Origin of the sequence: Nonomuraea sp. NPDC052265 (genome assembly GCF_044547985.1) — a bacterium.
GTDB lineage: Bacteria > Actinomycetota > Actinomycetes > Streptosporangiales > Streptosporangiaceae > Nonomuraea.
In genome coordinates this window covers 38,209-52,416 of record NZ_JBIUBJ010000030.1, presented here as the reverse complement: position 1 = coordinate 52,416, position 14,208 = coordinate 38,209, and the positions used below count along the sequence as shown (strand labels likewise).

Sequence of the window (14,208 nt, the reverse complement as noted above, 5' to 3'; positions counted from 1 at the left end):
TCAGAATTGTGTACAACGGTTGGCATGCGCATTCTGATGACCGGCGCCGCGGGAAATGTCGGCACGCTGCTCCGCCCGCGGCTGGCCCGTCCAGGTCGTACGCTGCGGCTCTCCGACCTCCTCCCGGTCGAGACGGGCCCGGACGAGGAATGGGCGGGCGCCGACCTCGCCGACCCCGCGGCCATGGCCGCGGCCATGAAAGGCGTGGACGCCGTCCTCCACCTGGGCGGCCAGAGCCGCGAGCGCCCGTGGGACGACATCGTGCACGCCAACATCACCGGCACCCAGGTCCTCATGGAGGCCGCCAGGAACGAGGGCGTCCGGCATCTGGTGCTCATGGGCAGCCACCACGCGGCCGGCTTCCACACCAGGCCGCGGGACGGCTCCGACCTGCCCGACTACGCCTTCCCGCGCCCGGACACCTACTACGGCGTCAGCAAGGTCGTCATGGAGGCGTTGGGCAGCCTGTACCACGACCGGTTCGGCATGAACGTGACCGTGATCCGGCTCGGCACCTGCAACGAGGGCTCGGCCGACACCCGCGGCCTGGCCACCTGGATCTCACCCGACGACCTCGCCCGGCTGGTCGAGGCCGGGCTCACCGCGTCCGGCCACCACGTCGTCTGGGGCGTCTCCGACAACGCCCGCCGGTGGTGGTCGCTGGCGGAGGCCCGCCGCATCGGCTACGACCCCCGCGACAGCTCCGAGCCCCAGGCCGCCGCGCTCATCGCCGAACAGGGCGAGCCCGACCTGTCGGACCCCGTGCACGACCGCGCCGGCGGGGTGTTCACGCTCAAGGAGCTCGGCGGCTCCTGGTAAGCAAACGGTTGCAGAAACCTTGACGGCTAGACTGCCAAAGGTCAAGGCTTGGCTCTGGCAACCGTTTGCAAGGAGGACGACGATGACGGTGACGATCAAGGACGTCGCACGCGCCTGCGGCGTGCACGTGTCGACCGTCTCGCGCACCTTCTCGGCGCCGCATCTGGTCAATCCTGCCACGCGGAACCGGGTGCTGGCCGCGGCCGACGACCTCGGCTACCGGCCCAACCGGGCGGCCAGGGCGCTGACGACCGGGCGCACGTTCAACCTCGGCCTCATCGTGGCCGACATCGCCAACCCCTTCTTCCCGCCGCTGATCAAGGCCGCGCAGGCGCAGGCGCGAGGGCGCGACTACCACGTCTTCGTGGCCGACACCGACGAGGACCCGCGGGTCGAGGAGGAGCTGATCCGCACGTTCGCCAAGCAGGTGGACGGCGTGCTGCTGTGCAGCCCCCGGCTGTCCAACCGGATGATCGAGCGCCTGGCCGAGGACGTCCCGTTCGTGCTGGTCAACCGGCGGATCAAGGGCATGCCCGCGGTGCTGATGGACGTCGGCAAGGGCGCCAGGCTCGCGCTGGAGCACCTGGCCGGGCTCGGCCACCGCAGGATCGCCCTGCTGTCCGGCCCGCCCGGCTCGTGGACCAGCAACGAGATGCAGGCCGCCGCGGCCGAGATGCCGGGCCTCGACCTGCTCTTCTTCGGCCCCAACCAGCCCACCGAGTCGGGCGGCCTGGCGGTGGCGCCCGAGGTGGCCGCCTGCGGGGCGACCGGCGTGCTGGCCTACAACGACCTCGTCGCGCTCGGCCTCATCGAGGGGCTGACGGCGATGGACATCGAGGTGCCGGGCCGGGTCAGTGTGATCGGGTTCGACGACATCCTGCCCGGGCGGCTCGGCCGGCCCAAGCTCACCACGGTGGCGATGCCCGCCGCGGCGGCCGGGCGGATGGCGGTCGACCTGCTGCTGCAATCAGAGGGCGAGGGCGCGGTGATCAACCTGGACACCGACCTCATCGTCCGCGAGTCCACGGGAAGGGCCAACACATGATCTTCGGAACGCTGCCGTCCGGCGAGACCGTCGAGCGCGTGGAGCTGTCGTCCGGACGGCTGCGCGCCGAGGTGCTCACCTACGGCGCCGTCCTGCGCTCGCTGGAGGTCTCCGGCCTCGACGTCGTGCTCGGCCTGGACACGCTGGAGGACTACCTGACCCGCAGCCGCTACTTCGGCGCCGTGGTCGGCCGTTACGGCAACCGCATCGCCGGCGGCCGGTTCACCCTCGACGGCCGCGAGCACCGCCTGCCGGTCAACAACGGCCCCAACAGCCTGCACGGCGGCACCGAGGGCTTCGACGCCAGGGTATGGACGATCACCGCCCGCACCCCCTCCTCGGTCACCCTCGAACTGACCAGCCCCGACGGCGACCAGGGCTACCCCGGCACGCTCACCGCCGCGGTCACCTACACCCTGGAGGACGACGCGATCCGCCTCGACTACGCCGCCGAGACCGACGCGCCGACCGTGCTCAACCTCACCAACCACTCCTACTTCAACCTGACCGGCGGCGGCGACGTGCTCGGCCACGTGGTCCGCATGGACGCCGGCCACTACCTCCCCGTGGACGACGGCAAGATCCCCACCGGCGAGCTCGCGCCGGTCAAGGGCACCCCCTTCGACTTCACCGGGCCGCACGCGGTGGGCGAGCGGATGGGCGGCGGCTACGACCACTGCTACGTGCTCGACGGCGACATCGAGGTCAGCGCGGGCGGCCTGACCATGCGGGTGACCACCACCGAGCCCGCCGTGCAGTTCTACGCGGGCGGCATGCTCGACGGGGTCGCCACGCCGTACGGGCCCTTCGCCGGGTTGTGCCTGGAGACCCAGCACCTCCCTGACTCGCCGAACCAGCCGCACTTCCCCTCCACCGTGCTGCGGCCCGGTGAGCGCCACACCTCCTCGACCACCTACCGGTTCACGGCCTGACCCCGCGCAGCTCCGTCGCGGCCTTGATGACCAGCAGCGCCACGTCGTCCTGCGACGGCTCCTGGGCGAACGTCTCGACCGCCTGCCGCACGCGTTCGGCCACCGCGTGGGCGCTCAGCCCCCGGCAGGTGGACAGCAGCGCCGACAGGCCGTCGTCGTCGTCGAGCAGCCGGTCGCCGTCGCGCCGCTCGGTCACGCCGTCGGTGACGCACAGCAGCACCTCCTCCGGCGCCAGCTCGAACGTCTCGACGTAGAACCTGGCGCCGGCCTCGATGCCGAGCAGCAGTTGCGGCGCGGCGACGGTGTCCACCACGCCGTCGGCGCGCAGCAGCAGCGGCGGCGGGTGCCCGGCCGACGCGATCGTGCACAGCGCACCGCCCTGGGGGAGCGGGGTCAGCTCGCCGCACAGCAGGCTCAGGAAGCGGCCTTCGTCCCCTTCCTCCAGCAAGGCCTGGTTGAGCCGGTCGAAGATGTCGGCCACCGTGTAGTGCTCCTTGGCCAGCAGCCGTACGGCGTGCCGGGCCAGGCCGGTCACCGCGGCCGCCTCCGGGCCGCTGCCGCACACGTCGCCGAGGGCGAAGCACCAGTGGTCGGAGACCGTGAACAGGTCGTAGAAGTCGCCGCCCACGTCGGCGCCCTCCTCGGCCGGCTCGTAGACGACCGCCGACTCCAGGCCCGGCATGGGGGCCGCGCGCATGGGCAGCAGGCTGCGTTGCAGCACCCGCGAGGTGGTCGCCTGCCGGGCGTACAACATGGCGGTGTGCAGGTTGAGCGCGACCAGCCGGCACAGGTCGGCCAGCAGGTCGGCCAGCTCCAGCGGCAGGGTCGGCTCGGCGCGGCCGATCACCAGCGCGCCGTGCGACCTGCCCTGCGTGAGCAGCGGGAACGACAGCACGGTCTCGGCGCCGACCGGCCAGCTCACCTCGTTGAGCGCGGTGCGCGGGATCGCCGGCAGCGACCTGCGCAGATTGGCGTTGTAGCGCTCCTCGCTGTGCCAGACGTGGGCGAGCCTGGTCATGCCCGCCAGATCGGTCAGGTAGACCGCCGCCCACGTCGCGATCTTCGGCACGACGAGCTGCGCGGTCAGCGCGGCGATCAGCTCCTCGTCGTGCACCCCGGCCAGCAGCTCGCCCGCCTCGGCCAGGAACGACAGCCGGCCGCGGTGGGCGCGCTCGCGCTCGGCCAGCCGCTCGCGCTGCACCGGCACGGCCACCTGGTCGGCGATGTGCTGGAGGCTGACCGTGAGCTCCTGGTCGAAACGGCCCGGCTGGGCCGCGGTCACCACGATGTAGCCGGTCACCTCGCCGCCCACGGTCATCGGCGCGCACGCCAGCGACCTGGCCCGGAGCTGCTGGGCCAGCTCGACGTCGCCGGCCAGCAGGTCGTCGATCATCGACGGCGTCCTGCCGTCGGGGCCGAACACGCCCGCGGCCAGCACGCCCACCAGCCCCGCCGTCGCGCCCGCGCCCGCCGCCACGCCGAACCGGTCGCCGCCCTCGGCGGCCAGCAGCACGTACGCCGCGTCGCCGCCGCTGCTGGTCTGGACGATCCGGGCGATGGTGTCCAGCAACTCCGCGAACGGCATGTCCCGGTCGAGCAGGTCCTTGATCCGCCGTCCGGCCTCCCTGCGCAGCGGCGCCGCCGGCGGCGTCAGCACGTAGCGGTGGTCGCCGGCCACCATCATCCAGACCGACCGCCGGTCCTCCGGCCCGCCGCGGCTGCGTACGTGGGAGACGTAGACGGGGATCAGCCGGCCGTCGAGGTGGCGCATGCGCGCCTCGCCCCGCCAGCGGCCCAGGGACAGCGTCGAGGCCAGGGACATCGCGTACGGGCCGTGGCCGCGCCAGGCCACCAGGTCGGCCAGCGGCCTGCCGACGGCCTGCTCGGACGTCCAGCCCAGCAGGTGCCCGGCCTCGGAGTTCCACGACAGCACGGTTCCGTCGCCGTCGGCGAGCAGCACGCCGACGTGCAGCCCCTCGATGGGCGCGGCCACGGTGGCGGGCGCCAGGCCCGGCGTGCCGACCATGACCTCCTGGTGGTCGGGCCCGTCGGTCAGCTCCATGCGCACCCACACCCGCTTGGCGGTCCTGGTGTAGGTGACGCCCCACGCGTCGGCCAGCATGGCGGCCAGCGCGAGCCCGCGCCCGGACGCGCGCACCGGGTCGGTGGACGGGCTCTCGGGCGTCGGGACCGTCCTGCCGGGCCGGTGGTCGTCGACCTCGATCTCCAGCCTGGCCGGGCTCGCCGCCACGTCGAGGCGGCAGGTCAGCTCGATGCCGGTGCCCGCGTGCAGCACGGCGTTGGTGACGAGCTCGCTGGTCAGCAGCACCGCGTCCTCCGCCAGATGGCTGAGGCGCCACTCGGCGAGCACCTGGCGGATGAAGCGGCGCGCGTGCGCCGGGGCGTGGGGAGTGCCGTCGAAGGCTGTGCTCGACACTCTGGTCGTGTCCACTGTGCGTCCTAGAACATCACTCGTTGTGGCAGTTGGGTCACAGTCAGAGTGTCAGATGGGTGCCGTTGATACCTCCGGTTGTGAAGAAGGTGCTCCCGGCCGGCACACGTCCCGGAAAAGGCCGGTCAGCACTGCCTGCATGTGGCCGAGGGGTGAACCCCGCGGCACCTTAAGGTGTTCACGTGCCACGACAAGCCCGCTACCGGGAGATCGCCCGACTCCTCGGCAGGTCCATCGAGTCGGGCGAGCTGGCGCCGGGCGAGCGCCTGCCCACCGAGGACGCGCTCGCCGAGCGCTACGGCGTCCACCGGCTGACCGCCCGCCAGGCGATGGTGGAGCTGCGCAAGGCCGGCCTGGTCGAGACCCGGCAGGGGCTCGGGAGCTTCGTCAGGCGGGCGCCGCGCCGGATCGAGGTCTCCATCGACCCCGAGACGCGCCGGCACCGCCCGTCGGACATCGCGGGCCTGGCGGGCGTGTTCGGCGGCGGTGAGCGGGTCGTGGAGCGCGCCGAGGCGGCCCATCCGGCGGCGGCCGGTCACCTGCGGCTGCCCGGCGGCCTCGTGCACGAGATCACCACCCTGCTCGGGAACGCCGAACGGCCCTGCGTGCTCAGCCGCTACCGCCTGGGCCCCGAGCTGGCCGGGCTGCGCCTCGACGCCAAGGCGGGCGTGCTCGGCTCCCTGGAGGCCGCCGGACACCCCAACCGCTACGCCTGGCACGCCATCTCGGCCGAGCCCGCCGACCTGCACGACCAGAGCATGCTGGAGATGCAGGCGGGCGAGGCGGTGCTGGTGCGGGAGGGGCTGCTCACGCACGACGGGCGGCCCCTGTGCCATGTCGAGCGGCGCTGCCGCGGCGACATGATCTCGTTCGTCACCCGATATGACTGAGCAGCACCTCGGTGTCCAGCTCGTGGACCGGCGGCGCGGCCGACAGCGGCACGAGCGTGGCCCGCGCCCCTGACGGGCCGAGGTCGGCACGGGTGAACGTCATGACCGTACGATGCGTGGCGCTACGGAACGTGATCAGCCATCTATATGATGAGAATTGGACATTCCCGGCGCACGGCGCGTCTCCGCGCGTGCGGCGGCGTCTCCGACGTACCTTTGGCATCATGGCCACCCGTACGCCGAAAAGCGCATCGAAGGGGCCGGCGAAGCGGTCGACCTCGCCTCGATCGACCCCCGCGAAGCGGCCGGCCACGGCGGCGGGGCGACCGAGGGCGAAGGCCGCGAGCTCCGGCCGCAAGTCCTCCGTGACCCATCCCGACCCGATCAGCTGGGTCTTCACGATGGTCGGCAAGCTGATCGTCGGGTTGTGGATGCTGCTCGCCAACGGCATCGGCAGCACCGCCCGCGCGCTCGGCAAGAACGCCCGCGAGCTCGACCCCGCCCACCGGCGCGACGGCGTGGGCCTGTCGGTGCTGGCCGGCGCGATCGTGCTGGCCGCGATGACCTGGCGCAACCCCGAGGGCACGGTCTCGGGCGTCGTGAACACCGTCGTGCACGCCGTGTTCGGCTCGCTGGCCTGGGCGCTGCCGTTGCTGCTCGGCCTGCTGGCCTGGCGCTACCTGCGCCACCCCGACCAGAACGCCGACACCGGCCGCATGGTCATCGGCTGGAGCGCGCTCATGATCGGCGTGCTCGGCGTCATCCACGTGGCCAACGACACCCCCTACCCTGCGGGCCAGGGGCAGGGCATGGACAAGGTGTCGGCCGCCGGTGGCATGGTCGGGTTCATCGTGTCGGCGCCGCCGATGAGCATCCTGCCGTCCTGGATCACGATCCCGCTGCTGCTGCTCCTGTCCGGGTTCGGCGTGCTGGTGATCACCGCCACGCCCGTCCACCGCATCCCCGAGCGGCTGTCGGAGCTGCGGCACATGCTGTTCGAGCGGCACGCCGAGCCGCTCGGGCACCGGGAGCCGGCCAAGCGCAGGCCGCGGACCAAGAAGGCGCAGGCCGAGGGCGCCGAGACGGTCAAGCCGTACGACACGCCGGTCCTCGCCGAGAAGGACAAGCTGGCCGACCACTCGCCGGAGATCGTGCCGGGGCTCGTCGACGGGGCCGCGGACGAGGAGCCGTCCGTCCCGGAGCGCAGGCCGGAGCCGCCGGAGCCGACGCCCGCGCCGCGCAAGGTCGAGCAGCTCGTGCTGTCGCCGCAGGCGGGGCCGTACAGCCTGCCCGACCTGCAGTTCCTCAAGCCCGGCAGCGCGCCCAAGCCGCAGACCAAGGCCAACACGACCGTGGTCAACGCGCTGACCAGCGTGCTGGAGCAGTTCTCCATCGACGCGCAGGTGATCGGCTTCACCCGCGGCCCGACGGTCACCCGCTACGAGATCGAGCTGGGCCCCGCGGTCAAGGTGGAGAAGGTCACCGCCCTCACCAAGAACATCGCCTACGCCGTCAAGTCGGCCGACGTCAGGATCTTGTCCCCGATCCCCGGCAAATCGGCGATCGGGGTCGAGATCCCGAACGCCGACAAGGACCTGGTGGCGCTCGGCGACGTGCTGCGCTCCCAGGTGGCCCAGGCCGACCATCATCCGATGATCGTGGGCCTGGGCAAGGACGTCGAGGGCCGTACCATCGTGGCGAACCTCGCCAAGATGCCCCACCTGCTCATCGCGGGCGCGACCGGCGCCGGCAAGTCGGTCTGCGTCAACGGCCTCATCACCAGCATCCTCATGCGCTCCACCCCCGACGAGGTGCGCATGGTGCTGGTCGACCCCAAGCGGGTCGAGCTCAGCGTCTACGAGGGCATCCCCCACCTCATCACCCCCATCATCACCAACCCGAAGAAGGCCGCGGAGGCCCTCGAATGGGTCGTGGGCGAGATGGACCGCCGCTACGACGATCTGGCCGCCAGCGGCTTCCGGCACGTCGACGAGTTCAACAAGGCCGTGCGCGCGGGCAAGCTCGTGCCGCCGCCGGGCAGCGAGCGGGTCTACCAGCCGTACCCGTACCTGCTGGTCATCGTGGACGAGCTGGCCGACCTCATGATGGTGGCCCCGCGCGACGTCGAGGACTCGATCGTGCGCATCACGCAGCTCGCCCGCGCGGCCGGCATCCACCTGGTGATCGCCACCCAGCGGCCCTCGGTCGACGTCGTCACCGGCCTGATCAAGGCCAACGTGCCGTCCAGGCTGGCCTTCGCGGTGTCGTCGCTGACCGACTCGCGGGTCATCCTCGACCAGCCCGGCGCCGACAAGCTGGTCGGCCAGGGTGACGCGCTGTTCCTGCCGATGGGCGCGAGCAAGCCCATCCGCATCCAGAACGCGTACGTCTCCGAGCGGGAGATCGCCGAGATCGTCACGCACTGCAAGGAGCAGATGCAGGTCGAGTACCGCGACGACGTGGCCGCCGCGCCGGTCAAGCGGGAGATCGACGAGGAGATCGGCGACGACCTCGACCTGCTGATCCAGGCCGCCGAGCTGATCGTGACCACCCAGTTCGGCTCGACCTCGATGTTGCAGCGCAAGCTGCGCGTCGGCTTCGCCAAGGCCGGACGGCTGATGGACCTGCTGGAGAGCCGCAACGTGGTCGGCCCCAGCGAGGGCTCCAAGGCCCGAGAAGTCCTGGTGAAACCGGACGATCTGCCTGGCCTGCTGGCCGACCTGCGTGGCGAATGACCCCAATGCACGGTTCCACGGCGATAACTGATTGAATATGAACCACTACGCACTGTCGTGGTGGGGAGGCGTTCGCTGTGCAGGAACAGAGCATCGGGGCCATGCTGGCAGCGGCCAGGCAGGCGGCGGGAATGACGGTCGCGCAGGTCAGCGCGGCCACGCGGATCCGAGAAACGATCATCAACCGCATCGAGCAGGAAGACTACGACCAGTGTGGGGGCGGCTTCTACGCCCGCGGCCACGTCAAGGCCATCGCCAAGGTCGTCGGCCTCGATCCCGAGGCCACCGTCCACCTGTTCGACCAGCAACACGGCGGGGCGCCGCAGCCCGTGCGCGCGGCCGCCGTGTTCCAGGCCGACCGCACGCTCGCCCTGCGCGAGCGCCGGGGGCCCAACTGGACGATGGCGCTCGGCGTGGCGCTGGCCGTCGTGGTGGTCTTCGGCGCGGTGCGGGTGCTCGGCGGCGCGAGCGACCAGGTGCGCACGGCCGACGTGCACGCCATCACGCCCAGTGCCAGCGTGCCGCCGAACACGCCGATCACCGAAGGGCCCCGCGCGGCGGCGGCCAAGGGCAAGGCGGGCAAGAACCTGGTGACCTTGAAGATCAAGGCCAGGCGTACGTCGTACGTGAACGTGCGCGACGGCCAGGGCCGCATGCTCTTCGCCGGGATGTTGAAGGAGGGGGACAGCTCGACCTGGCAGGCCGCCGACAGGCTGAGCCTGCTCCTCGCCGACGCCGGCGCGGTGTCCTTGCAGGTCAACGGCAAGAAGGTGGACAAACTCGGTGGCCGGGGGGAGATGGTGAGCCGCTCGTTCGGCCTCACCACGTCGCCTCCGCGGTAGTCCGGCGGGGAGGCCGTGCATCAGGTGGTGGCCAACTCCCGATACCGTAGTGTTCACCATGTCATCCCGCCGAACCGCATCGCTGATCACCCTGGGCTGCGCGCGCAACGAGGTCGACTCCGAGGAGCTGGCCGCGCGACTTGAGGCTGCCGGCTGGCAGCTGGGCGACGACGACCCCGACGTCGTCGTCGTCAACACGTGTGGCTTCATTGACTCGGCCAAGAAAGACTCCATCGACACGCTGCTCGCCGCCGCCGACTCCGGGGCGAAGGTGGTGGCCGCGGGTTGCATGGCCGAGCGCTACGGCAACGAGCTGGCCGAGGCACTGCCCGAGGCGAGCGCCGTCATCTCCTTCGACGACTACACCGAGATCGGCGGCCGGCTCGACGACGTGCTGGCCGGGCGGCCGCTCAAGCCGCACACGCCGCGCGACCGCCGCACGCTGCTGCCCATCTCGCCGGTCGAGCGCGGGAACGCGCCCAAGACCGGCATCCCGGGCCACGGCGAGCTGCCCGACGGGCTCGCGCCCGCCAGCGGCCCGCGCGTGTTGCGCAGGCGCCTCGACGAGAGCCCGGTCGCCTCGCTCAAGCTGGCCTCCGGCTGCGACCGGCGCTGCACGTTCTGCGCCATCCCGGCCTTCCGCGGCGCCTACGTCTCGCGCAACCCCGACGAGCTGCTCGCCGAGGCCGACTGGCTGGCCCACCGGGGCGTGCGCGAGCTCGTCCTGGTCTCCGAGAACTCCACCTCCTACGGCAAGGACCTGGGCGACCTGCGGGCGCTGGAGAAGCTGCTGCCGCAGCTCGCCGCCGTGCCGGGCATCGACCGGGTGCGGGTCAGCTACCTGCAGCCCGCCGAGCTGCGGCCGGGCCTGATCGACGTGATCACCGCCACCGAGGGCGTGGCCGACTACTTCGACCTGTCCTTCCAGCACGCCAGCGGGAGCGTCCTGCGCCGGATGCGCCGCTTCGGCGACCCCGAGCGGTTCCTCGGCCTCCTGGAGAGCGTGCGCAAGGGCGCTCCCGAGGCGGGCGTGCGCTCCAACTTCATCGTCGGCTTCCCCGGCGAGACCGAGGAGGAGTTCGGCGAGCTGGTCGGGTTCCTGGAGCAGGCCAGGCTCGACGTGATCGGCGTGTTCGGCTACTCCGACGAAGACGGCACCGAGGCGGCCAAGCTGCCGGGCAAGCTCGACCAGGAGGTCATCGACGAGCGCGTGCGCGTGCTCACCGAGCTGGCGGAGGAGCTGACCGCCCAGCGCGCCGAGGAGCGCATCGGCACGGAGGTCGACGTGCTCATCGACGACGACCTGGGCGACGGCGGCTACGAGGGCCGGGCCGCCCACCAGGGCCCGGAGGTCGACGGCTCGGTGACGGTCCAGGGCATCGGCCTGGTCAAGGGGCAGATCGTGCGCGCGGTCGTGGTCGACGCCGAGGGGGTTGACCTGATCGCGCGCATCAAGGCCAGTCCATGACCAGGGACGAGCGCCGCGTGGTAAGCCCGTGGAACATCGCCAACGTCCTCACGGTCCTCCGGTTGGTGCTCGTCCCCTTCTTCGTCGCATGCCTGTTCCTGCCCGGCACCGGCTGGCGGCTGGCGGCCCTGGGGGTGTTCGGGGTCGCCTCGATCACCGATCATCTCGACGGCGAGCTGGCCCGGCGCTACGGGCTGATCACCGATTTCGGCAAGATCGCCGACCCGATCGCCGACAAGGCGCTCACCGGGGCGGCGCTGGTGTGCCTGTCGATCCTCGACGAGCTGCCGTGGTGGGTCACGATCGTGATCCTGGGCCGCGAGCTCGGCATCACCCTGCTCCGGCTGGTCCTGCTGCGGCACGCGGTCATCCCGGCCAGCTACGGCGGCAAGGTCAAGACCGTGCTGCAGATCGCCGCCATCGTGCTCTACATCCTGCCCGGGGTGCCGGAGCCGCTGCGGTGGGTGGTGATGGGCGCGGCGCTGGTCGTGACGGTCGTGACGGGCGGCGACTATCTCGTACGGGCGGTCAAGTTGCGCCAGGTGGCAAGACGGGCGCGTGGGGAGTGATCTGAGCGATGGCGGACGTGGCCGAGGTTCTGGCCCTGCTGGTGCGGCAGGAGGCCACCGTGGCGGTGGCCGAGTCGCTGACGGGCGGGCTCATCGGGGCCGCGTTCACCTCGGTCTCGGGGGCCTCCAAGGCGTTCAGGGGCGGCGTGATCTCCTACGCCACCGATCTCAAGCACGATCTGCTGGGTGTGCCGGAGGAACTGCTGCGGCGCGAGGGAGCCGTGCATCCCGAGGTGGCCGCGGCGATGGCGAGGGGGGTCGCCCGGGTGTGCGGAACCGGCTACGGCCTGGCCGTGACCGGCGTGGCCGGCCCCGAACCGCAGGACGGAAAGCCCGTGGGCCTGGTGTACGCCGCGGTCCACGGTCCGGGCGGGGAGAACCTGGTCCGTGAGTTGACCCTGGACGGGCCGCGTGAACGTATCAGGGTAAGGACGGTGCACGAGGCAGTCGATCTCCTCGCAGGTGTGCTTAAGGCTAACAAAGGGGAACATTCCGGATGATTACCGTGTTACGTCCCGAGCGAACATGCGAAGCACGGTCTGACGCGGTGTCGGTGGATACGGGTACGGTGGAGCTGTGAGTGAGGTCCGTGAGCCAACTGCAAGCACCGAGCGCCCGGCAGGCGGGCCTGATGAGTCGCGCGACCAGGCACGAGCGGCAGACCCGGGGCGGCGACGCCCCATGATGACGGCGAGGAGTATGTACGAAGCCAAGAAGACCAATGTGCGGCACGATCCGATCGCGCGGGGCGTGGTGAAGACATCCACGCCGGGGAGGGAGCGACAGATGATTCTGCTGCGTCAGCTGCTCGGTGACGTGCTGAGGCGGTTGCGGGTGCGTCAGGGGCGCACGCTACGTGAGGTGTCCACGCTGGCGCGTGTCTCGCTCGGCTATCTGTCCGAGGTCGAGCGTGGCCAGAAGGAGGCCTCGTCCGAGCTGCTCGCGTCCATTTGCGGTGCCCTCGGAGTGCCGCTTTCGCAGGTGTTGCGTGAGGTTTCCGACCAGTTCGCGCTGGCGGAGCTCCAGGCCACCCCTGTCATGGCCGACGTGCCCGAGCACGAGCGCCTGCCCCTTGCCGAGACGGTTCCCGGCTCGATCGGCGACACGGTGTTCCCCGAGGTCAAGGACATGGTGGCGGCCTAACGCGGCTGGCAGCCACCACACCACAGGATGAGCCTTTCCTGTGGCTGTGCCCCCATCTCCCCGCGGCTGATGCGCGTGCCGCATCGGCGACAGGGTCTCCCTGCCCTGCCATAGACCCAGGTCTGGTTCGCCGGGCGGCGATCACCTGTCGTCACTGTGCCGCCATGCCCCTTGTTGGCCTCCAGCAGCCGGTGGGCCAGCGTGACGAGCCCTTCGAGATCCTCGATCTCCCCGACCTTCTTCCACGGCCAGATCCCGCGCAGGAACAGGGTCTCGGCGCGATAGATCGTGCCGATCCCCGCGAGGTTGCGCTGATCGAGCAGCGCTTCGCCGATCGTCCTGTCCGGCGCCCCTCGTAGCCTTCGCACGGCCTCGCCCGGATCCCAGTCGGCGCCCAGCAGGTCAGGCCCCAGGTGCCCCACCAGCCGCCTTTCGTCGGCGGTCGTGACCAGGTCGACCATGCCGAGCTTGATGCCCACCGCCTGCCACTGCTCGTTGGCCAGGATCAGCCTCACCTGGTCGCCGCCGGCCGTACGCCGCCCCGCGGGCACGACCCGCCAGCTTCCGTCCATGCGCAGATGGGTGTGCACCGTCAGGCCGCCCTCGATCCGGGTCAGCAGGTGCTTGCCCCTGGAGACGGTCGTGAGCACCCTGCGGCCGGTCAGGTCGGCGGTGGCGTGCCGCGGGACGCGGAAGTCCGACCTGGTCAGCACGCGGCCGTCGAGCGCGCCGCGCAGGCGGCCCGCGGTGCGGTAGACGGCGTCTCCCTCGGGCATCCCTCCAGTCTAGGTACCGCTTCCCGGCCAGGGACGGCGGCCACGGCCCGAGGGCGCCCGCCGTGCCGGACGGTGAGAGGTCAGTCCCAGGCGGCGGGGTCGGCGGCGAGCTGGCGGACGCGCTCGGGAAGGCTGCCCGATGCGACCTGGTCGAGCGTGACCTCCTCCAGGATGGCCCGCTCGGTGGCCCGCAACGCGATCCACACCTGCTGCAACGACTCAGCCGGGCCCCGGTAGCCGACGTGTTCGGGACGCTCGCCGCGCACGTTCGCCAGCGGCCCGTCCACGGCCCGGATCACGTCGGCGAGCGAGATGTTCGCGGCGGGCCGGGCCAGCACGTAGCCACCCTCGGGACCCCGCTGGCCACGCACGAGGCCCGCGCGACGCATCTGGAGCAGGATGTTCTCCAGGTATTTGGGAGGCATGTCCTGTTCCTTGGCGAGTTCACCCACGGTAGTCGGGCCCGCGCCGGCTGCGGCGAGTTCAGCGGCGGCGCGGAGGGCGTAGTCGACACGAGCGGAAAGGCGCATGTTCTCG

Annotated in this window: 13 protein-coding genes; 10 read left to right on the top strand and 3 right to left on the bottom strand. The window is 71.4% G+C overall.

Going from position 1 to position 14,208, the window contains the following annotated elements:
• Positions 1 to 24 precede the first annotated feature (24 nt).
• From ACIHAD_RS44320 to ACIHAD_RS44310, 3 genes are all read left to right on the top strand, one after another.
• On the top strand, positions 25 to 819 hold the full coding sequence (locus ACIHAD_RS44320) for an NAD-dependent epimerase/dehydratase family protein (protein WP_397360856.1): 795 nt from the start codon (positions 25 to 27) through the stop codon (positions 817 to 819).
• Positions 820 to 901: 82 nt separating this feature from the next.
• Positions 902 to 1,864 (top strand): LacI family DNA-binding transcriptional regulator, encoded by a 963-nt coding sequence (locus tag ACIHAD_RS44315; RefSeq protein WP_397360855.1) that lies wholly within the window; start codon positions 902 to 904, stop codon positions 1,862 to 1,864.
• A complete protein-coding gene (locus ACIHAD_RS44310) occupies positions 1,861 to 2,796 on the top strand; it encodes an aldose epimerase family protein (RefSeq protein WP_397360854.1) in 936 nt (311 codons plus the stop codon). The genes ACIHAD_RS44315 and ACIHAD_RS44310 overlap by 4 nt, the downstream gene beginning before the upstream one ends.
• On the opposite strand, the gene ACIHAD_RS44305 is transcribed toward ACIHAD_RS44310, so the two are convergent.
• Positions 2,786 to 5,248 (bottom strand): SpoIIE family protein phosphatase, encoded by a 2,463-nt coding sequence (locus ACIHAD_RS44305; RefSeq protein ID WP_397360853.1) that lies wholly within the window; start codon positions 5,246 to 5,248, stop codon positions 2,786 to 2,788. The genes ACIHAD_RS44310 and ACIHAD_RS44305 overlap by 11 nt on opposite strands.
• 182 nt (positions 5,249 to 5,430) lie before the next feature.
• On the opposite strand from ACIHAD_RS44305, the gene ACIHAD_RS44300 reads away from it, so the two are divergent.
• The 7 genes from ACIHAD_RS44300 (at position 5,431) to ACIHAD_RS44270 (ending at position 12,895) form a co-directional block, all read left to right on the top strand.
• Positions 5,431 to 6,138, top strand: coding sequence for a GntR family transcriptional regulator (locus tag ACIHAD_RS44300; protein ID WP_397360852.1), 708 nt, complete (start codon positions 5,431 to 5,433; stop codon positions 6,136 to 6,138).
• Between the two features lie 224 nt (positions 6,139 to 6,362).
• Positions 6,363 to 8,873 (top strand): DNA translocase FtsK, encoded by a 2,511-nt coding sequence (locus tag ACIHAD_RS44295; protein WP_397360851.1) that lies wholly within the window; start codon positions 6,363 to 6,365, stop codon positions 8,871 to 8,873.
• Between the two features lie 77 nt (positions 8,874 to 8,950).
• Entirely contained in the window at positions 8,951 to 9,715 is a 765-nt protein-coding gene (locus tag ACIHAD_RS44290) for a helix-turn-helix domain-containing protein (protein WP_397360850.1), read from the top strand.
• Between the two features lie 58 nt (positions 9,716 to 9,773).
• The gene (gene rimO / locus ACIHAD_RS44285) at positions 9,774 to 11,183 is read left to right on the top strand and encodes a 30S ribosomal protein S12 methylthiotransferase RimO (RefSeq protein WP_397360849.1); all 1,410 of its coding nucleotides are present in this window, start codon (positions 9,774 to 9,776) and stop codon (positions 11,181 to 11,183) included.
• Complete coding sequence (gene pgsA, locus ACIHAD_RS44280; protein ID WP_397360848.1) at positions 11,180 to 11,752, top strand: CDP-diacylglycerol--glycerol-3-phosphate 3-phosphatidyltransferase; 573 nt, start codon at positions 11,180 to 11,182, stop codon at positions 11,750 to 11,752. The genes rimO and pgsA overlap by 4 nt, the downstream gene beginning before the upstream one ends.
• 8 nt (positions 11,753 to 11,760) lie before the next feature.
• Positions 11,761 to 12,252: a CinA family protein gene (locus tag ACIHAD_RS44275; RefSeq protein ID WP_397360847.1), complete on the top strand. Its 492-nt coding sequence runs from the start codon at positions 11,761 to 11,763 to the stop codon at positions 12,250 to 12,252.
• Between the two features lie 286 nt (positions 12,253 to 12,538).
• Positions 12,539 to 12,895, top strand: coding sequence for a helix-turn-helix domain-containing protein (locus tag ACIHAD_RS44270; protein WP_397360880.1), 357 nt, complete (start codon positions 12,539 to 12,541; stop codon positions 12,893 to 12,895).
• On the opposite strand, the gene ACIHAD_RS44265 is transcribed toward ACIHAD_RS44270, so the two are convergent.
• Positions 12,892 to 13,671: a DNA-formamidopyrimidine glycosylase family protein gene (locus tag ACIHAD_RS44265; RefSeq protein WP_397360846.1), complete on the bottom strand. Its 780-nt coding sequence runs from the start codon at positions 13,669 to 13,671 to the stop codon at positions 12,892 to 12,894. The two genes, ACIHAD_RS44270 and ACIHAD_RS44265, sit on opposite strands and share 4 nt — an antisense overlap.
• 80 nt (positions 13,672 to 13,751) lie before the next feature.
• Positions 13,752 to 14,201, bottom strand: a complete 450-nt coding sequence (locus ACIHAD_RS44260; RefSeq protein WP_397360845.1) for an RrF2 family transcriptional regulator — start codon at positions 14,199 to 14,201, stop codon at positions 13,752 to 13,754.
• Positions 14,202 to 14,208: the final 7 nt, after the last annotated feature.